Source organism: Flavobacterium sp. (assembly GCF_040402955.1).
Taxonomy (GTDB): Bacteria; Bacteroidota; Bacteroidia; order Flavobacteriales; family Flavobacteriaceae; genus Flavobacterium.
On sequence record NZ_JBBALQ010000008.1, the window covers coordinates 41,014 to 60,023 of the forward strand.

19 protein-coding genes are annotated in these 19,010 nt (G+C 30.0%); 18 read left to right on the plus strand and 1 reads right to left on the minus strand.

From position 1 onward, the window contains the following. Positions 1–34: 34 nt before the first annotated feature. Complete coding sequence (locus ABWP78_RS05670) at positions 35–238, minus strand: Sec-independent protein translocase subunit TatA/TatB (protein ID WP_353078536.1); 204 nt, start codon at positions 236–238, stop codon at positions 35–37. Positions 239–392: 154 nt separating this feature from the next. Between ABWP78_RS05670 and ABWP78_RS05675 the strand changes: the two genes are divergently transcribed. The 18 genes from ABWP78_RS05675 to ABWP78_RS05760 all read left to right on the plus strand — a co-directional run bounded on the left by ABWP78_RS05675 (position 393) and on the right by ABWP78_RS05760 (position 18,983). Further along, a complete protein-coding gene (locus ABWP78_RS05675) occupies positions 393–869 on the plus strand; it encodes a peptidase (protein WP_353169810.1) in 477 nt (158 codons plus the stop codon). 11 nt (positions 870–880) lie between these two features. Further along, positions 881–2,365: a GH3 auxin-responsive promoter family protein gene (locus ABWP78_RS05680; protein ID WP_353169811.1), complete on the plus strand. Its 1,485-nt coding sequence runs from the start codon at positions 881–883 to the stop codon at positions 2,363–2,365. Between the two features lie 94 nt (positions 2,366–2,459). Then, positions 2,460–4,145 (plus strand): DUF6909 family protein, encoded by a 1,686-nt coding sequence (locus ABWP78_RS05685; RefSeq protein WP_353169812.1) that lies wholly within the window; start codon positions 2,460–2,462, stop codon positions 4,143–4,145. Between the two features lie 4 nt (positions 4,146–4,149). Then, positions 4,150–5,106 (plus strand): hypothetical protein, encoded by a 957-nt coding sequence (locus ABWP78_RS05690; RefSeq protein ID WP_353169813.1) that lies wholly within the window; start codon positions 4,150–4,152, stop codon positions 5,104–5,106. Beyond that, positions 5,106–6,119, plus strand: coding sequence for a dTDP-glucose 4,6-dehydratase (rfbB, locus tag ABWP78_RS05695; protein ID WP_353169814.1), 1,014 nt, complete (start codon positions 5,106–5,108; stop codon positions 6,117–6,119). The genes ABWP78_RS05690 and rfbB overlap by 1 nt, the downstream gene beginning before the upstream one ends. A gap of 66 nt (positions 6,120–6,185) precedes the next feature. Continuing rightward, positions 6,186–7,043 carry a glucose-1-phosphate thymidylyltransferase RfbA gene (rfbA, locus tag ABWP78_RS05700; protein WP_353169815.1) on the plus strand — a complete coding sequence of 286 codons (858 nt, stop codon included), beginning with the start codon at positions 6,186–6,188 and terminating at the stop codon, positions 7,041–7,043. A 103-nt stretch (positions 7,044–7,146) separates the two neighbouring features. Then, positions 7,147–7,698 carry a dTDP-4-dehydrorhamnose 3,5-epimerase gene (rfbC, locus tag ABWP78_RS05705; RefSeq protein ID WP_353169816.1) on the plus strand — a complete coding sequence of 184 codons (552 nt, stop codon included), beginning with the start codon at positions 7,147–7,149 and terminating at the stop codon, positions 7,696–7,698. Then, complete coding sequence (gene rfbD, locus ABWP78_RS05710) at positions 7,692–8,549, plus strand: dTDP-4-dehydrorhamnose reductase (RefSeq protein WP_353169817.1); 858 nt, start codon at positions 7,692–7,694, stop codon at positions 8,547–8,549. The genes rfbC and rfbD overlap by 7 nt, the downstream gene beginning before the upstream one ends. After that, the gene (locus tag ABWP78_RS05715; protein ID WP_353169818.1) at positions 8,546–9,607 is read left to right on the plus strand and encodes an NAD-dependent epimerase/dehydratase family protein; all 1,062 of its coding nucleotides are present in this window, start codon (positions 8,546–8,548) and stop codon (positions 9,605–9,607) included. The genes rfbD and ABWP78_RS05715 overlap by 4 nt, the downstream gene beginning before the upstream one ends. 1 nt (position 9,608) lies before the next feature. Then, complete coding sequence (locus ABWP78_RS05720) at positions 9,609–11,303, plus strand: hypothetical protein (RefSeq protein WP_353169819.1); 1,695 nt, start codon at positions 9,609–9,611, stop codon at positions 11,301–11,303. Further along, entirely contained in the window at positions 11,303–12,361 is a 1,059-nt protein-coding gene (locus tag ABWP78_RS05725; protein WP_353169820.1) for an NAD-dependent epimerase/dehydratase family protein, read from the plus strand. Before ABWP78_RS05720 ends, ABWP78_RS05725 begins: the two co-directional genes overlap by 1 nt. Positions 12,362–12,367: 6 nt before the next feature. After that, positions 12,368–13,099, plus strand: a complete 732-nt coding sequence (locus ABWP78_RS05730) for an FkbM family methyltransferase (protein ID WP_353169821.1) — start codon at positions 12,368–12,370, stop codon at positions 13,097–13,099. After that, positions 13,096–13,830, plus strand: a complete 735-nt coding sequence (locus ABWP78_RS05735; protein WP_353169822.1) for a glycosyltransferase — start codon at positions 13,096–13,098, stop codon at positions 13,828–13,830. Before ABWP78_RS05730 ends, ABWP78_RS05735 begins: the two co-directional genes overlap by 4 nt. 65 nt (positions 13,831–13,895) lie before the next feature. Continuing rightward, positions 13,896–14,444: a hypothetical protein gene (locus tag ABWP78_RS05740; RefSeq protein WP_353169823.1), complete on the plus strand. Its 549-nt coding sequence runs from the start codon at positions 13,896–13,898 to the stop codon at positions 14,442–14,444. Positions 14,445–14,519: 75 nt separating this feature from the next. Then, a complete protein-coding gene (locus ABWP78_RS05745; RefSeq protein ID WP_353169824.1) occupies positions 14,520–15,335 on the plus strand; it encodes an FkbM family methyltransferase in 816 nt (271 codons plus the stop codon). Between the two features lie 5 nt (positions 15,336–15,340). Continuing rightward, positions 15,341–16,609 (plus strand): lipopolysaccharide biosynthesis protein, encoded by a 1,269-nt coding sequence (locus tag ABWP78_RS05750; RefSeq protein WP_353169825.1) that lies wholly within the window; start codon positions 15,341–15,343, stop codon positions 16,607–16,609. 27 nt (positions 16,610–16,636) lie between these two features. After that, positions 16,637–17,884 (plus strand): hypothetical protein, encoded by a 1,248-nt coding sequence (locus ABWP78_RS05755; protein WP_353169826.1) that lies wholly within the window; start codon positions 16,637–16,639, stop codon positions 17,882–17,884. Then, positions 17,874–18,983, plus strand: a complete 1,110-nt coding sequence (locus ABWP78_RS05760; RefSeq protein ID WP_353169827.1) for a glycosyltransferase family 4 protein — start codon at positions 17,874–17,876, stop codon at positions 18,981–18,983. The genes ABWP78_RS05755 and ABWP78_RS05760 overlap by 11 nt, the downstream gene beginning before the upstream one ends. Positions 18,984–19,010 lie beyond the last annotated feature (27 nt).

The window sequence follows — 19,010 nt, forward strand, 5'->3', positions numbered from 1 at the left end:
AATTTGGAATTTGGAATTTGGAATTTTAAAAAATTTATTCTTTAGTTTCTTCTTCTTTTTTAACTACTGGCGTTTCATCTTCACCTTTAGCCGCTTTTTTAAATTCCTTGATACCACCACCAAGTCCTTTCATTAATTCTGGAATTTTTTTACCTCCAAAAAATAAGACAACAACAGCAATAATAATAATCCACTCTGTTCCACCAATGGTTCCTAAAGTTATATATAAAGAATTCATTTTTTTAAATTTAAAATTTATACTACAAAGGTACATAAAAAATTAAAACACAAATAAAATTATTCTTTTTTATTGATATAACTTGTCCCGAATCTCGGGATTTACTAATTGGCACATTGGCTAATTGTGTTATATTTGTATAAAATTAAGAGATATGTCTCAAAAAAGGTTAAAATTTCAGGCGTTAAAGCAAATATTAGTAAGTAAAAGACGACTAATTATCTATAATGAAGACACGTTAGAAGAGTCATTTTCTTTAAAATTAACGTTAATGAATGTATTTATAGCGTCTTCTTTAAGTGCTATTTTAATTGTTTTTATCACCACTTTTATTATTGCTTTTACGCCTTTGCGCGAGTATGTTCCGGGTTATGCCTCTACAGAATTAAAAAAACAAGCCGTAGCATTAACAATTAAATCAGATTCTTTATTAAAAGTTACAAAAGAGAATAACGCCTACATTCAGTCTGTAAAATCGGTATTAAATGGCGATTTAGAATTCGCAAAACTTAATAAAGATTCTATAAAAGTGGCAGAAAACGCCACAGAAAAAATTGATGTTACCGTTTCTGAAAAAGAAATACAACTAAGAAAAGAAGTAAATCAACTTCAACAAAAAGCAAAAAAATAAATCCGACAACTATGTCAATAAAAGCAGTTGCAGCCAAAATACTCGCCAGATATTCGCACATACAAACTCAAAAATGGGCAAATTCTCCTGTTGCTACTCAAGAAAAGGTGTTTCAATCTTTATTACGTGAAGCGAAAAACACGCAATTTGGAAAAGAGCATAACTTTTCAACCATCAAATCATTTGAAGATTTTGCGAAACAAGTTCCTATTCGAGATTATGAAGACTTAAAACCATATATAAATAAAGTTGTTACTGGTGAATCGGATGTTTTGTGGAAAGGCAAACCCTTATATTTTGCTAAAACTTCAGGAACTACATCGGGCGCTAAATATATTCCACTTACTGCAGCATCGATGCCTTTTCATATTCAGGCGGCTAAAAACGCCATTTTAAGTTACATTCACGAAACTGGAAAAGCAGATTTTGTAGACGGAAAAATGATTTTCTTACAAGGAAGTCCAGAAATGGAGAAAAAAAACGGAATTAAACTAGGCAGACTTTCCGGAATTGTAGCACATTATGTCCCAAAATATTTACAAAAAAACCGATTACCAAGTTGGAAAACCAATTGTATTGAAGATTGGGAAACCAAAGTAGATGCGATTGTAGAAGAAACGATTCATCAAAATATGACGGTGATTTCAGGTATTCCAAGTTGGGTACAAATGTATTTTGAAAAGTTAAAAACAAAATCGAATTTGCCTGTTGGCGATTTATTTAAAAATTTTAATTTATTCATTTATGGCGGTGTGAATTATGAACCTTACCGTGCTAAATTTGAACAATTAATAGGCAGAAAAGTCGATGCTATCGAATTATTTCCTGCATCTGAAGGCTTTTTTGCCTATCAAGATTCGCAAACCGAAAAAGGAATGTTATTGCTTCTGAACTCTGGCATTTTTTATGAATTTATTAAAGCTGATGAGTTTTTCACCGAAAAACCTAAACGACTGACAATTAGCGAAGTAGAAATTAACGTAAGTTATGTTTTAATTATTTCTACGAATGCCGGACTTTGGGCATACAATATTGGCGATACAATTGCGTTTACTTCTACAAAACCGTATCGCATTATTGTTACCGGAAGAATTAAACATTACATCTCTGCTTTTGGCGAACACGTGATAGGAAAAGAAGTGGAAACCGCTTTGCAAAACGCCATTTTGGGAACAAATATAAGCGTAAATGAGTTTACAGTTGCGCCACAAATTAATCCGAAAAGTGGTTTGCCGTATCACGAATGGTTCATAGAATTTGATTCGGAACCAGAAGATTTACAAGCTTTTGCATTAAAAATTGATACAAAAATGCGACAACAAAATGTGTATTACGACGATTTGATAAAAGGCAATGTGTTGCGAACACTTGTGATTACGAAAGTGGTAAAAAATGGTTTTCAAAACTATATGAAATCCATCGGAAAATTAGGCGGACAAAACAAATTACCTAGATTAAGCAACGATAGAAAAATTGCTGCTTTTTTTCCATTGTAAATAAAGAAAAGGTTAACTTTCTATGCACAAAAAGCGAACGAAACCGGACTATAGAATAAATTTATTACCTTTGTTGGTTATAAAATAGAAATTAATGAAAGACATTAAAAACATTTCGCGTTCTCGGGCGCAAGAATCGTCGTCAGCTATCGAACGATTGTACATTACTATGCGACACTTATTTAACAGAGGTTTTTACAAACCAATGGGCATTTCAGGAGAAACCTTACGTGAAGCTTTATTATCCTTACGACCGGAAATTTATGGTTCTATTGCAGAAGAAAAAGTAGAGTTAAACGGATTATTATATGTAATTGAGCGTTTACCGGTTGGTATCGAGCAATGTCGTTATATCAATTTAACCTCGGATGAAGGCTATGCGAATTCGCACTTTAAAGCTATTGTTCCGCCAAAAAGAAGAAGAAATTGTTATCGTATAGATGACGAACAAATGAATATTGAAATTACCCGTGGCCGTTCAGATATTTACGATATTCTAACACACCTTACGTTTATTTTTATCGAATCGCATAAAATTAAAGATAGAGTTTTAATTGACGATGAAGGTGCTGTTTCTCGCGACTGGCAAAAACTAGCACAATTTGCGCTACAAACCAAAAAATTAACGCCAGTTGAAAGAGAAATTGCGATGTCTCACGCGGCAAACGTTTTGGGAAGAACCTTTGCAGAAGTCCAAGATATTTATGATGGATTTGCCACAACTGAAGCACCAGAACGTTTTTTACAAATTGTATATTGGTTAGGAAAAATTGCGATTGAAGAAATTGTAGACAATAACAAACGCACCATTACGTTTAGTCCGATTTTAAGAGAACGATTAGGGCATCATATTTACGGAGAAATTTGGGCAAACAACATTAAAGAAACACTTAGCAAAAACAATTTATTAGAACGACCGATTCATATAATTAGTGCGAATATGCACAGTGTAATGAATTCTGTTTTTGCACCTGCGGTTTTAGCGGCAAAATATAAAGGAAAAGAAGCGTTTCAAATTTACGAAGACTTAAGCTCGTCTTCTCACAAAGAGTTACGTAAAAAAGTGGAAGATGTTGCGTTGCAAAACGGAATGATTTCCCTGCCTGATACTTCGGGGACAAATATTGATGTGCAGATTTTTGACACTGCGAAATTCGATTGGAAAAAAACAGCCTTTCCATCGGCAGTTTTAAAAGAAAAACCAGTACTTATTGTAATGGATTATGCTTTTGGCGAACAAGCGTATGAAACTATTGATGAGCTTTTAAAGCCGTATAAAGTTGATAAAACTAAGACGTTATTGAATGTGGAATCAGTTTCAATAATGGGTAAAGCCGGAATTTTAGAAGGCGGGAAAGGCGATATTATGATTCCAAACGCACACGTGAATGAAGGAACGGCAGATAATTATCATTTCGAAAATGAACTTACAAAAGAAATGTTTGAAGGAAATGGAATCCCTGTTTTTTCAGGACCTATGATAACCGTTTTAGGAACGTCTTTACAAAATAGAGATTTACTAAAATTTTTCCACGAATCCACCTGGGAAGCCATTGGTTTAGAAATGGAAGGATCGTATTATCAAAAAGCCATTCAATCTGCGTCAAGAATTAGAAAAAGTATTAATACCAACGTAAAAGTAAGATATGCGTATTACGCCTCAGATAATCCGTTAGAAACAGGAAGCACATTAGCCTCTGGCGGTTTAGGAACTACCGGTGTAAAACCAACTTATTTAATTACCATCAAAATATTAGAACAAATTTTTAACGTAAATTAAAGACATGAGTACAAATTCTCAAGAGCAGGAAATTGATTTAAACCAAATTGGAAAAAGGATTTCAAAAGGATTTCAAAAAGCGGTAAACAGATGTTTCGATTTGTTGTTTTTTATACAAAAGAGACTTATAATTGTTTTTACTTTATTGATTATTGGAGGAGGTTTAGGTTTTTATTTAGACAAAGAACCTAACTATACAAACGATATTTTGGTGATTCCTAATTTTGGAAGCAATGAGTATTTGTACGATAAAATAAATTTAATTTCTCTAAAATTAAAAGAAAAAGACCACGCGTTTTTTGCTAAAATTGGAATTAAAAATATTGAAGATTTTATTTCTATTGAAATTCAACCCATTAACGGGATTTATAGTTTTATTAATTCAGAAGTCCAAAAAAATAATTTTGAACTGGTTAAATTAATGGCAGAAAATGGTGATGTAGATAAAATTATTCAAGACCAAACTACCAGTAAAAACTATTATTTACACGGAATAAATATCAAAACTTCTGAAGCTCACCACCAAAAAGACTTAATAGACCCTATATTAAACTATTTACAACAGTCGGAATATTTTATTAAACTTCAGAAAATTCAACAAAATAATTTAGAAGAAAAATTAGTAGCTAACAAATCATTAATCAATCAGATTGACCAAATTATTTTAAGTCTAAATCAAAATGAAACCGGAAGTAGTGTTTCAATATCTGAAAACACAGGCATTAGTGATCTTATTCAAAAAAAAGATAATTTAATTTTCGAAAACCAAAAATTAGCAACCAACCGATTAGAGTTTGAAAAAATTATTAAAGAACAAGATATTGTATCAAATCAAATGAATACAAGCGGAGCAAACAATAAATTAAAATTTATTTTACCGATTTTGTTGGTGCTTTTTTATTTATTAGGATATTGGTTTTCAAAAGTATATAAACATCAAAAACAAAGAATTACAGCATAATGAAACACATTTTAGTAACCGGCGGAGCCGGGTTTATTGGCGCAAATTTTGTCCCTTATTTTATAGAGAATAATCCTGATTATCATTTGGTAAATTTAGACGCTTTAACGTATGCAGGAAATTTAGAAAACGTAGTAGAAGTCGAAAATCACGAGCGATATACGTTCGTAAAAGGAGATATTGTAGATGCCGAATTTATTAAAAGTTTATTTGATCAATATCAATTTCATGATGTTATTCATTTTGCTGCTGAAAGTCATGTGGACAACTCCATTTCTGGTCCTGAAGCGTTTATTAAAACCAATGTTTTAGGAACCTTTAACCTGTTAGATACCGCTAGAAAACTTTGGATGTCGGCACCTAATCAATATAATGAAGCTTTCAAAAACGCTCGCTTTCACCATGTTTCTACCGATGAGGTTTATGGAACTTTAGGTGAAACAGGTTTGTTTGAAGAAACTACGCCTTATGCGCCAAATAGCCCATATTCAGCATCAAAAGCAGGTTCAGATATGATTGTTCGTAGTTATTTTCATACATACGGAATGAATGTGGTTACTTCAAATTGTTCCAATAATTACGGTCCAAAACAACATAACGAAAAGTTAATTCCTACTATTATTCGTAAAGCATTAGCTGGAGAAAATATTCCAATTTACGGAGACGGAAAAAATGTGCGCGACTGGTTATATGTTTTAGACCATTGTAAAGGAATTGAATTGGCTTTCAAAACAGGAAGATCTGGAGAAACGTATAATATTGGAGGAAGAAACGAACGTAATAATTTACAAATTGTAGATGCTGTTTGTAACATCTTAAACCAGTTAAAACCAAAGGCAGCAGGAAAGTACCAAGACCAAATTACTTTTGTAACAGACCGCCCTGGACACGATTTACGTTACGCAATTGATGCCACAAAAATTGAAACAGAACTAGGCTGGAAAGCAGATGAAAATTTTGAAACAGGAATTAAAAAAACAATTGAATGGTATTTGAAAAAGTTTCAAGTTTAAAGTTATTTTTGTTTCAAGTTAATTAACCTGAAACCTGAAACCTGAAACAAATTAAACAAAAAAACTATGAAAGGAATTATATTAGCCGGAGGCTCTGGAACAAGATTACACCCGTTAACATTAGCGGTAAGTAAACAATTAATGCCAATTTATGACAAACCCATGATTTACTATCCGCTATCAACTTTGATGTGGGCAGGAATCAACGAAATTTTAATTATTTCTACCCCACACGATTTGCCTTTGTTTCAACACTTATTAGGCGACGGAAGCAGTTTAGGGTGCAGATTTGAATATGCCGTACAAGAACATCCAAACGGTTTAGCAGAAGCGTTTATTATTGGAAAAGAATTTGTGGGTAACGATAAAGTAGCTTTAGTTTTAGGTGACAATATTTTTTACGGGACAGGATTGGCGGAATTGCTTCAGGCAAACAATAATCCAGACGGCGGAATTGTATATGCTTATCATGTACACGACCCTGAACGTTACGGTGTAGTAGAATTTGACGCAACAGGAAAAGTGCTTTCTATTGAAGAAAAACCTAAAGAACCAAAATCAAATTTTGCTGTTCCGGGTATTTATTTTTATGACAATTCTGTAATAGAAATTGCGGCAAACATACAACCAAGTCACCGTGGCGAATTAGAGATTACCGACATTAATAAAGCTTATTTAGAACAAGGAAAACTTAAAGTAAGTATTTTAGACAGAGGAACCGCTTGGTTAGACACGGGAACATTTCAGTCGTTAATGCAAGCTGGGCAATTCGTTCAGGTTATTGAAGAACGCCAAGGATTAAAAATTGGTGCTATCGAAGAAGCAGCATATAAAATGGGCTTTATTAACGCAGATCAGTTAAAAAAACTAGCCGAACCATTATTAAAAAGCGGCTACGGAACACATTTAATGAGTATTATTTAATTCTCAATTAGTCAATAATCAATGGGCCATGTTTTTCGAATAAATTGACACATTGAACAAAGAATTGGCATATTGAACATTGTCTAATTGACAAATTGAACACATGAAATTTATAGAAACTAAATTAAAGGGATGTTTTATCCTTGAACCAAAAATAATAAAAGACGACCGTGGCTATTTCATGGAAAGTTTCAACGAAAACACTTTTTCTGAAGGCGTAGGACAAAAAGTAACTTTTGTACAAGACAATCAGTCGTTTTCTTCAAAAGGCGTTTTACGTGGTTTACATTATCAAACAAGGGAACATGCACAAGCAAAATTAGTACGCGTTTTACAAGGAGAAGTATTAGATATTGCGGTTGATTTAAGACCTAATTCACCGACTTTTGGACAATACGAAACGGTACTTTTAACAGCTGAAAATCAAACTCAATTTTTTATTCCAAGAGGTTTTGCCCACGGGTTTTTAGTGTTGAGCGATACAGCAACTTTCTTTTATAAATGTGATAATTTCTACAATAAAGAAAGTGAAGGCGGATTGATTTATAATGATGCATCTGTAAATATTGATTGGAATTTTCCAATCGAACAACTAATTATTTCAGAAAAAGACCAAATATTACCAACTTTAGAAAAAGCAAAAAAAGTATGGTAGTTTTAGTAACAGGCGCAAACGGACAATTAGGACAAGCTATTCAGTCGGTTGTAGGAAATTTTCCTTCAATCGATTTTGTGTTTTGTTCGTCATCAGAATTAAACATTACTGATAAAAATAATTGTGAAACCATTTTCAAAAAACATAAACCACAATTTTGCATTAATGCAGCGGCTTACACCGCTGTTGACAAAGCGGAAACGGAATCAGAAAAAGCATATGCTATAAATGTTACAGGGGCGCAAAATTTAGCTGCCGTTTGTAAAGCGCACAACACCGTTTTATTGCATGTTTCAACCGATTTTGTTTTTGACGGATTAGCAACTCAACCTTATTCAGAAGAAGACGTTCCAAATCCAACAGGCGTTTACGGAGTAACCAAATTACAAGGCGAACAAGCCATCCAAAACACTTGGGAGAAGCATTTTATTATTAGAACATCTTGGGTATATTCGCAATTTGCCAACAATTTTATGAAAACTATGTTGCGATTGGCATCGGAAAGAGACAGTATATCTGTGGTTTCAGATCAAATCGGAACACCTACAAACGCTGTAGATTTAGCAGAATGCTTATTAGCCATTATTAGCACCCAACACCCAACGCCCAAAACCCAACACCTATATGGTATTTACAACCTCAGCAACGAAGGCCAGTGTTCTTGGTACGATTTTGCCAAAGAAATATTTAAAGTAAATAACATTTCCATAAATTTACAAGCTATTCCAACATCCGCATATCCCACGCCGGCTAAAAGACCAGCATATAGTGTTTTGGACAAAAGTAAGATTAAAAGTGTTTTTGGTGTTGAGGTAAAAGATTGGAAGGAAAGTTTAATAAAAGTAAAATGAAAATAGTAGTAACAGGAGGAGCGGGCTTTGTAGGTTCTACATTATGTTTGCAGTTAAGAGAGAAATATCCACAATATGAAATTGTGGCTTTTGACAACTTAAAAAGAAGAGGTTCAGAGCTAAATTTAATTGATTTTCAAAAAAATGCGATTGATTTTATTCATGGAGATATTAGAAACAACGAAGATTTGCACGCTTTGGGAAGTTTTGATGTTTTAATTGAAGCTTCCGCAGAGCCATCTGTTACGGCAGGATTGGATTCGGACCCAACTTATGTTATAAATAATAATTTATATGGTTCCATTAATTGTTTTAATGCTTGCATAAAAAATGATGCAAAATTAATTTTTCTATCCACAAGCCGAGTGTATCCCATTGAAACGATTGAAAACGCACTTTTTAACGAAGAAGAAACTAAATTTTTATTTATAGACAATCAAGAAATAAAAGGCATTTCTTCCAAAGGCATTTCTGAAGAATTAGCTCTTGAAGGCGCACGTTCTTTTTATGGAACTACAAAATTGAGTTCAGAATTATTTATACATGAATACGCCGCATTTTACGGATTAAAAGCAGCTGTAACCAGATTTGGAGTGATTGCTGGCCCAAGACAAATGGGCAAAACAGACCAAGGTGTTGTTACGTTGTGGATGGCAAAACATTATTGGAACCAATCGTTAAAATATATTGGATACGGCGGTAAAGGCAAACAAGTTAGAGATTTATTACATGTTGATGATTTAGTGGAACTAATAGACTTTCAAATTCATAATATTGAAAAATTTCAGGGCAAAGTTTATAATGTAGGTGGCGGATTACAAAACAGTGCTTCTTTACAAGAAATGACAGCAATTTGTGAAAAAATCACGGGAAATAAAATTCAAATTGACGAAGTTGCCGAAACCAGAACCGCAGATTTAAGAATTTTTATCACGGATAACACAAAAATTGAAACTGAAATTGGCTGGAAACCCAAAAAATCAGTAGAAACTATTTTTAAAGACATTTATCTTTGGATTCAAGAAAATGAAAAACAGTTAGAATCAATTTTGAAGTAAGATGAAAATAGGCAATAAAAAATTATTAATAATTGATTCCTTTTTATCAATTTCCTTGATTATATATTTCTTTTATACATTCTTTTCAACCACTTCTAATATTCCAATTAATGATGATTATTCAGTATTGGACAACTTTACCGATATTGTAAATGCCGATTCTTTTTTTGAAAAAATAAAACTGTTTTTTAAACAGCATAATGAGCACAGAATTTTATATGATAAATTATGGTTTTTTATCGATTATAAATTATCTCAACAAGTAAATTTCAATCATTTGTCATTAATTGGTAATTTATCATTATTGGGTATTTTTATTTTCTTTCTACTTAAATTTAAAGAAAAAGCTGATAACACAATTTATTTGTTTCCATTAGCGGTTTTGATTTTTAATTTTTCTTTTCATGAGAATATTACTTTTGCAATGGCAAATTTATCCAATTTTACAGTTGTATTATTCTCATTACTATCTCTACATTTTATAACTAAACCCAACATTACTAAAAAGAATTTTATCTTAACTATTTTATTTTTAATACTTGCTATTTTTACTCAAGGCGCTGGTTTGTTTCTTATTTTAATTTTGTCAGTCATATTGTTTTTAAATAAAGAGAAAAAATATTTATTTCAGTTTCTAATTATTTCGTTAATATTAATTGTAATTTATTTTATCGATTACCAAAAACCACCTAATAGTCCAGAAATAATAGAAACTTTAAGAAATTTTAAGTTCAGATCTTTTTTATTCTCATTTTCATTTTTAGGTAACATTTTCGCCAAAAATTTAATTTTCACTAATGATATTAACGAATCATTGATGATTTCTACTGGTGTAGGCTTTTTGTTTTTTGTTTTTTATATTTACTTGATTAAGATAAAATACTTTAGAAAAAACCTTTTTGTTTTTTCAGTAATGTCTTTATTTATTTTGATTTCATTTGTTACAGGAATAACTAGATCTCAGCTAGGTATTGATATGTCTATAGCTTCAAGATACAGAATAAATAGCTGTATTTTTTTAATTTGCATGATTTTCTTTTTTATTGAAAATACTCCAAAAACGAAGATTAATTTATGGTACTTAAATTCGGTTTTATTAGTATTTACTACTGGATATTTTTTTGCAATGAGCTTTCCACAGCAAGAATATTTAGAATTTAGAAAAAAGCAGAATTATTATGGAGTGTTAAGTTACTATAACGGGAATCACAAAAATTTAAATGGTTTTGAACAAGATTATTATAAAAACGTATTATTAAAAGCTAATGCTTCAGAAACTTATTTTTTACCAACTGAAGATTTAGTAAATAAAGAAATAAATTATTCTAATAAAATAGATGTAGACCTAAATAATTATGAAAGCAATTCTGTTTCGGGTAATATTGATAAAATTGAAAAATTACAAAACTCAGTTTATATTGAAGGGTGGGCTTTCATTGATAGTTTAAACACCAAAGACCAAGAAATAACCTTAGCTATTGAAGATACCATTCAAAACAGAAAAATATTTTTTAAAGGACAAAAATTTAAACGATATGATTTGAACCCATATTTTAAGAAAGCTAATTTAGAAAGTGCCGGATGTATTTTCAGGATTAAAACCCAAGATTTACCAGTTAACTATAATAAACTATATTTGCTTGTAGATAATAAAGGGAAAAAAAGAATTTTTAATTCAAAAAAAATCACACAATAATGAATATTTGTATCATCACCGGTTCTTCTGGTTTAATAGGAAGCGAATCTGTAAGTTTTTTTGCAGAAAAATTTGACAAAGTTATTGGAATAGACAATAACATGAGAGCCAAATTTTTTGGCGAAGACGCTTCTACGGAATGGAATACTAAAAGATTAATTGACACCATTCCTAATTTTGAACATAACAACGCAGATATTCGTAACATTAATGAACTAGAAATTATTTTTTCAAAATACAATTCTGATATTAAATTGGTGGTTCACACAGCTGCACAACCAAGTCATGATTGGGCCGCAAATGAACCGATTACTGATTTTACCGTAAATGCTAATGGAACGTTGAATTTGCTAGAAATGACCAGATTGCATTGCGAAAAAGCAGTTTTTATTTTTACTTCAACAAACAAAGTATACGGTGATACACCAAATTATTTACCTTTAATTGAGTTAGAAAAACGTTGGGAAATTGACGAAAATCATCAGTTTTTTAAAGAAGGAATAGACGAAAACATGAGTATCGATCACACCAAACATTCTTTATTTGGTGCTTCAAAAGTAGCAGCAGATGTTTTGGTTCAAGAATATGGTAAATATTTTGGGATGAATACCGGAGTTTTCAGAGGAGGTTGCTTAACAGGACCAAATCATTCTGGAACACAGTTACATGGATTTCTTTCTTATTTAATGAAATGTGCCATCATAGAAGATAAATATACAGTTTTTGGATACAAAGGGAAACAAGTTAGAGATAACATTCATAGTTGGGATTTAGTAAACATGTTTTGGCATTTTTATCAAAACCCAAAGCAAGGTGAAGTCTATAATGCTGGTGGTGGAAGACATTCTAACTGCTCTATGTCAGAAGCTATTGAAATGTGCGAAAATATCACAGGGAAACCGATGAATTATGAATATTCTGAAGCCAACAGAATTGGCGATCACATTTGGTGGATAAGTGATGTAAGCAAATTCAAATCACATTATCCGGGATGGAATTGGAAATATAATATTAATGATATTTTAACTCAGATATATGAGAATATGTCTAAACGATAATTATTGATGAGTTTTAGAACAAAAATAATCCAACAACTTATTCATATCAATGAAGCTATTTTCTTTTACCCGAAACTAAAGAAGTTTTATAAAGAAAATTTAAAAAGTCAAGAAATAAATATTTTAGATATTGGTGCAAACAAAGGACAATCAATAGATTTTTTTCTGAAAGTAAATTTTAATGCTAAAATAAACGCTTTTGAGCCCAACAAGAAACTGTTTAGGTATTTGGAAAACAAATACAAATCAAAAACAAATATTACTATTCATAATTTTGGGGTGAGTAAAATCAAAGGGGAATTGGAGTTTCATGAGAATATTCTTGACGAAACCTCTACTTTTGAAGAACTCAATTTAGATTCAAAATATTTAGACAAGAAAGCAAAGGTTTTAGGAATTTCAAAAGAAAATATCATAGTAGATAGTTATAAAGTAAATGTTATTAGATTATTAGATTATTTAAACGAGAATTCAAACATCTTTTTTGATGTTTTAAAAATTGATGTGGAAGGACATGAGTTACAGTGTTTAGAAGGATTGTTTAGCAATGAGATAAAAATTATACCTATTAAATACATCCAAATAGAAAGTCACAACGACGACATGTATATTAATAATAATCAGCAAGAAAAAATCGAAGAATTATTAAACACAAATGGATTTAAGCAAATAGCTGTAATAAAACATGGATTTGGAGATTTTAGTGAAATAATTTATCAAAATAAAAGCCAGTTATGAAGCTAAGTATAGTAATTCCTGCATATAACGAAGAAGAATCTATAGCCGAAACGATAGACTGTATTGAACATGCTTTTTCTAAGGTTAATTTTGAGCATGAAATTTTTATTGTTAACGATAATTCTAAAGATGGAACTTTAAAAGTTTTAGAAACGTTAGCACAAAAATATCCCGCAGTTAAATATGAAACTAATTTTGGATCAAATGGTTTTGGATATGCAGTTCGTTATGGATTAGAGCGTTTCTCTGGAGATTGTGTTGCGGTTATGATGGCAGATTTATCCGATTCTCCAAGTGATTTAATACTATATTATAACACAATGGTAGAAGGAAATTATGATTGTGTGTTTGGAAGTCGATTTATAAAGGGCGGTAAAGTAATTGATTATCCATGGGTTAAAAAAATTATAAACAGAATTGCTAATTTTATAATCAGAATGGTAATGCGAATTAAGTATAACGATACCACAAACGCATTTAAATTATATAAAAGAGAAGTGATTGAAGGCGTAAAACCTATTTTATCACCTCATTTTAACTTAACAATAGAGTTGCCTTTAAAAGCAATAATTAGAGGGTATTCATACACCGTTGTTCCTAATTCATGGACCAATAGAAAATATGGAGAATCCAAACTTAAAATAAAAGAAATGGGGAGCCGTTATTTTTTTATTTTAGTATATTGTTTCGTTGAAAAATACTTTTCAAGAGGAGATTTTAAAAGAAAATAAAATATTTTAATAAAAAACGCGTTATATATAAAATTACATTTTTAAATTTGCAAAAAACAATTAATATGAAAACAAAATTTATAACTATTTTACTAGTAGTAAGTACAATATTCGGTTGTAAAAACGAGAGTAATAATGAGAAATCCAATGTCGATACTAATCAAACAGAGATTAATAAAAATTTTAAAGTTACTTTAAATGTAGTAGTAAAAAAAGATGATAATTTTCAGGTTTATTATACTGAAAAATCTTCAAGTGATTTTAACGAGAAAGAGTCAGTTTGGGTTGAAGTTAAAGGAAGTGAGAACCCACAGGATATAGTTTTCAATATACCAGAAGATGTTATTCCAACTATGTTTAGATTAGATTTTGGTGTTAATGATAACCAAGAAGATATAAAACTTAACGGTGTAAATATTGAATATTTAGGAAAATCATTTAAATCAGAAATTCCTCTATTAGCAAATTACTTCAGACCGGCAGAACTTTCTACTTCAGTAGATTTTAAAACGGGAATTATAAAAGCAATAGTTAAAGACGGAAAAAGACAAGAACCAGCTTTATACCCACACGAAACGGTATTGCAACCAGAAATTGAAAAATTAGTAAAATAATAATATACAACTATATTGGTAATGCTATTCTTAGAGATCAAGAATAGCATTATTATTTAATAAAAACATTTATTTATGCGTAGAATAAAAATATTGTTTTTTTGGATTTTTATTAATAAAAACAATGTTAGTTTTTTCGAATTAATAAAATTTTTATTTAAGCCTAAAGTTGCTAGTATAGCTAATAAATTTATTAAAAACATTACTCATAATGAAGATTTCGAAATCACTTTTACTAATTTAAATAAAAAGTTATTTTGGCCTTCTAAGTTCTCTATATCAAGGCTAAATCAAGTAGTTGCAGAATCATTTGATACCGAAGATTGGCATTATTATCAAAAAGAACATACCGAAATTAATCCCGGCGAAATTATTTTAGATATTGGCACCGCAGAAGGACTGTTACCTATTTCTGTTATTGATAAATGTGAACATATTTACATGATCGAACCTAGTAAATTGTTTTGTAATTGTTTGAATAAAACGTTTCTTAATTTTAAAGAAAAAACAACTATTTTTAATGTAGCTGTTGGAAATAGTGATGGTACAATTAATTTTGATGAAAATTCATTAGAAGGAATGATATCTAATGGAAACAAAGCAAATACTCAAGAAATAGCCATCAATAAAATAGACACTCTTTTCAACAAAAATCAAACAATTACATATTTGAAAGCAGATATTGAAGGTTTCGAGTTAGAAATGCTAAAAGGCGCAGAACAGACTATAAAAAATAACAAACCAAAAATCGCCATTACCACATATCATACTCAAAACAACCCAAAAGAAATAATAGATTTAATTAAAAGTTTTGTTCCAGAATATAACTATTACGTGAAAGGAATTTATGAGCAAACGCCAAAACCAGTATTAATTCATTTTTGGATATAAAAAGTATGATTAAAAACAAGCTCACATCATTCATTTTAAATAAAAAAAAAACCAACTTTTTTATTTATGGATTTGGACAAGTTTTTAATCTCTTAAGTCCACTTGTGGTAGCGCCAAAAATTATTTTAATTTGCGGTGAAGCCGGATTTGGAAAAGTAGGATTAGCATTTGCCTTTTGCTTATTTTTGATGCTAATTGTAGATTATGCTTTTGATATAAAAGGTACTAAAGAAGTCTCCGAAAACAGAAACAGCTCACAAAAATTACAAAAAATATTAAACACTGCAATTTTTACAAAGTTAATTTTGTTTGTGTTTGCGTTACTAATTTCTGTAACACTTATTTTTTCTATTGATTTTTTTAATCAAGAAAGAGATTTGTTTTTATTTGCCTTAACCATTGTTTTTGCACAGGTTTTTAATCCAGTTTGGTTTCTTCAAGGGATAGAAAATTTTAAGCTAGTTAGTTTTTTAAACATATTTTCAAAAACCATTTATGTTATTTTGGTTTTTTGTCTTGTAAACCACAAAAACGACTATATTTTTGTAAATTTTTTCCTTGGAATTAGTTCCTTTATATTCAATTTTTTTGGACTACTAGTCATCAAGAGAAAATATAATTTTCAAATTGTTTTGCCAAATTATTTAGTGGTTAGGAAAATAATTCAAAATGACTTTTCGTTTTGTGTTTCACAATTGTTTTTATCAGTCAGACAATTGTCGCCGCTAGTACTTACTAGTTTTTTTCTAGGGTTCTCCATTGCAGGGCAATACAAAATCATTGAGCAAATCATTAGTTTATGTAGAACTTTTTTACAAGTTTTCTTAAAGTTTTTTTACTCAAGTGCTTGTTTAAAATACGTAAACAACCCACAAAATGGTTTGATGTATTGGAAAAAATACAGTCTGATTTCTGCCTCCATAATAAGCTTTTTTTTGCTTGGTATTTTTCTTTTTTCAGACCAAGTGCTTCGTTTTTTCCAATTATCTGCCACAGCAATTTTCCAATTAAGCACATTGTTTAAAATTTCCTTGCTTGTTTCTTTATTAATGGCCGTAACACTTCCGTTAGAACAATTAATGTTTATAAAGGAAAAACACGCCAAATATATTAAAACGACTATCTTTGTTACTTTAGTTAATATAGCTTTAATAGTGTTTTTTGTAAATCAATTTCAGTTGAAAGCCATTGTTTTTTCTCTTATTATTGCAGAATTATTATTTATACTATTTTATTATATATTTACAAAGGCAACATTAAAGTCAAAATTTTAATAAAACAGTCAATACTTATTCCCAAACATGAAAATTGATAAAGATTTTACAAGTAAAATTTTATTTTTAATATGTATCGTTGTTTCATTAATCCCAAATTATGAATTAACGTTTGCAATTTGGTTTATCACATTTTTAGTTACTATTAATAAAAACTATTCGGTAACTATTTTTAAATACGTTGCTACATTTTCCGCAATTCTACTTATCGCCTTTTTATCTTCGTTATTTTATCAACCTAAACTTTTCCTTTTTATAAGAGATATTACTTACATGATTAAACCTATTATTGGCTTATTATTAGGATATCAAATTTTTAAAAACGAAAAAACATTACGATTAAATTATTTTATATATGTTGGCTTAATTATAGCGATTATTCACATTGGTACTATTTTTATTGCTTTTCTACAAGTTAAAAGTTTAAACCTTACTTTATTAAGAGAAAAAGGAGGTTATTTCAGCGACTATGAAATTTATGTCATTATAATGCTAATTTTTCATAAAGAGTTAGATATTACAATTTCTAAAAAACGCATCAACTATATTTTGATAGTTGTGGTTTTGTCGAGTACGCTTTATGCGGCTCGAACAAATATGATTCAGTTTGTTATTTTGTTTTTAGCGATGAAAGGCTATTTTAAATTAACAAGAAAATCACTAACTGTTTTAGTTACGATTTTTAGTTTAACAGCCGTGTCATATTTTGCTATCGTATCATACAATCCAAAAAGAGGAGGCAAAGGATTAGACGCGTTTCTTTATAAAATAAAAATTGCACCAGAAGAAGCATTTAAGACTAAAATTAATAAAAACGATTGGAAAGATTTTAATGATAATTACAGATCATTTGAAAATATTATAACTGTTCAGCAAGTTTCTCATGAAGGAGCATTGGCAATATTATTTGGTGAAGGGCTAGGTTCCCGATTAAATTTAGGAAGAAAAGTATTCACTAATGATGGAGAATTTGTTCAATTTATTCCTTATGTTCATAATGGTTTTATGACAGTTTTCTTTAAGTCAGGAATTTTAGGGGTGCTTTTTTTAATCTTTTTTTTAATTTTACTTTTCAGACAACCCAAAACGAATAACCCAAAATTACTTTACATTAATTATTTATTAATCGGAACAAGTGTGTTTTTGATTGTTTCTAATTGGGTGTTTTTAGGATTGTATTTAAAATTAGATAATAAATCCATAATCATAGGTTTTTTAATTGCTTTGAAAGAAGTAATTGCAAAACAATCTAATACTAATTTAATTGAAAAATAACTACTCAAATAAAACGAAAGTGTTAGTGGATTGCCATGTTTTTGACGGAAAAGCACAAGGCACTACAACTTATTTAAAAGGTATTTACTCAGAATTATTTCAAGATGTAAATATTTTGTTTTATTTAATTTCATTTCATCCTGATACTTTAAAAAGTATTTTTGGTCAAAGAGAAAATGTCATTTATTTAAAATATCCTTCTAAAAATAAATTTAAAAGACTCTTATTCGATATTCCTTCAATAATAAAGAAACATTCCATTGATTTTGCGCACTTTCAATACATAGCACCACCCATAAAAAAATGTAAATATATAGTAACAATTCATGACGTGCTGTTTTTAGATTATCCAAAATTTTTCCCATTAGCCTATCGAATTAAAAACAAAATTTTGTTTTATTTAAGTGCTAAAAAAGCGGATTTTGTTTTAACGGTTTCAGAATACTCAAAAGAAAGATTAATACAACATTTTAAATTACAAAATATTTATGTAACACCTAACGCCGTGGATGCAGTTTATTTTGATTCTTATAATAAAGCGGCAATTCAAAAACGGGTTTTCGAAAAACATAAAATTCAAAATTATTTTTTATTCGTAAGTAGAAGAGAGCCCAGAAAAAACCACTTAAATTTACTTAAATCATTTGTAATTGATGGGTATTATAAAAAGCATCAATTGGTTTTCGTAGGAAGTAAAGATATTCAAGATGTAGCATTTGAAAAATATTTTTCCAGCCTATCAAGAGACATTAAAAAAACCGTTTTTTTTTTAGAAAAAGTAAATTCCAAAGAACTTCTTTCTTTAACTCGAGGTGCTACAATTTCTATTTATCCTTCTTTTGCGGAAGGTTTCGGAATTCCGCCACTTGAATCAATTGCCGCTAATATTCCAACAATCTGTTCCAACAAAACAGCAATGTCAGAATTTACTTTCATGAAAGATTTTTTATTTGACCCAAATTCAATTGACGAAATTAGTCAAAAAATTTCTTTCGCAATTTCGCAATTTTCAGTGGAAGAAATTAGAGAAAAAGTTAAGTCGAAATATTCTTGGAAAATTTCTGCTACAGTTTTAGGTAACATTTTGAAAAATAATTAGAATGTTTTTTTAAAAACACTATTTTTG

What these genes read in the sequence shown, in the direction of transcription:
- ABWP78_RS05715 (WP_353169818.1), top strand. Translation starts at nt 8,546, where the DNA reads ATGAAAATAGTAGTAACAGGAGGAGCGGGCTTTGTAGGTTCTACATTA.
- ABWP78_RS05675 (WP_353169810.1), top strand. Translation starts at nt 393, where the DNA reads ATGTCTCAAAAAAGGTTAAAATTTCAGGCGTTAAAGCAAATATTAGTA.
- ABWP78_RS05745 (WP_353169824.1), top strand. Translation starts at nt 14,520, where the DNA reads ATGCGTAGAATAAAAATATTGTTTTTTTGGATTTTTATTAATAAAAAC.
- rfbC (WP_353169816.1), top strand. Translation starts at nt 7,147, where the DNA reads ATGAAATTTATAGAAACTAAATTAAAGGGATGTTTTATCCTTGAACCA.
- ABWP78_RS05690 (WP_353169813.1), top strand. Translation starts at nt 4,150, where the DNA reads ATGAGTACAAATTCTCAAGAGCAGGAAATTGATTTAAACCAAATTGGA.
- ABWP78_RS05685 (WP_353169812.1), top strand. Translation starts at nt 2,460, where the DNA reads ATGAAAGACATTAAAAACATTTCGCGTTCTCGGGCGCAAGAATCGTCG.
- rfbA (WP_353169815.1), top strand. Translation starts at nt 6,186, where the DNA reads ATGAAAGGAATTATATTAGCCGGAGGCTCTGGAACAAGATTACACCCG.
- ABWP78_RS05755 (WP_353169826.1), top strand. Translation starts at nt 16,637, where the DNA reads ATGAAAATTGATAAAGATTTTACAAGTAAAATTTTATTTTTAATATGT.
- ABWP78_RS05670 (WP_353078536.1), bottom strand. Translation starts at nt 238, where the DNA reads ATGAATTCTTTATATATAACTTTAGGAACCATTGGTGGAACAGAGTGG.
- ABWP78_RS05730 (WP_353169821.1), top strand. Translation starts at nt 12,368, where the DNA reads ATGAGTTTTAGAACAAAAATAATCCAACAACTTATTCATATCAATGAA.
- ABWP78_RS05750 (WP_353169825.1), top strand. Translation starts at nt 15,341, where the DNA reads ATGATTAAAAACAAGCTCACATCATTCATTTTAAATAAAAAAAAAACC.
- rfbD (WP_353169817.1), top strand. Translation starts at nt 7,692, where the DNA reads ATGGTAGTTTTAGTAACAGGCGCAAACGGACAATTAGGACAAGCTATT.
- ABWP78_RS05720 (WP_353169819.1), top strand. Translation starts at nt 9,609, where the DNA reads ATGAAAATAGGCAATAAAAAATTATTAATAATTGATTCCTTTTTATCA.
- ABWP78_RS05735 (WP_353169822.1), top strand. Translation starts at nt 13,096, where the DNA reads ATGAAGCTAAGTATAGTAATTCCTGCATATAACGAAGAAGAATCTATA.
- ABWP78_RS05725 (WP_353169820.1), top strand. Translation starts at nt 11,303, where the DNA reads ATGAATATTTGTATCATCACCGGTTCTTCTGGTTTAATAGGAAGCGAA.
- ABWP78_RS05740 (WP_353169823.1), top strand. Translation starts at nt 13,896, where the DNA reads ATGAAAACAAAATTTATAACTATTTTACTAGTAGTAAGTACAATATTC.
- ABWP78_RS05680 (WP_353169811.1), top strand. Translation starts at nt 881, where the DNA reads ATGTCAATAAAAGCAGTTGCAGCCAAAATACTCGCCAGATATTCGCAC.
- rfbB (WP_353169814.1), top strand. Translation starts at nt 5,106, where the DNA reads ATGAAACACATTTTAGTAACCGGCGGAGCCGGGTTTATTGGCGCAAAT.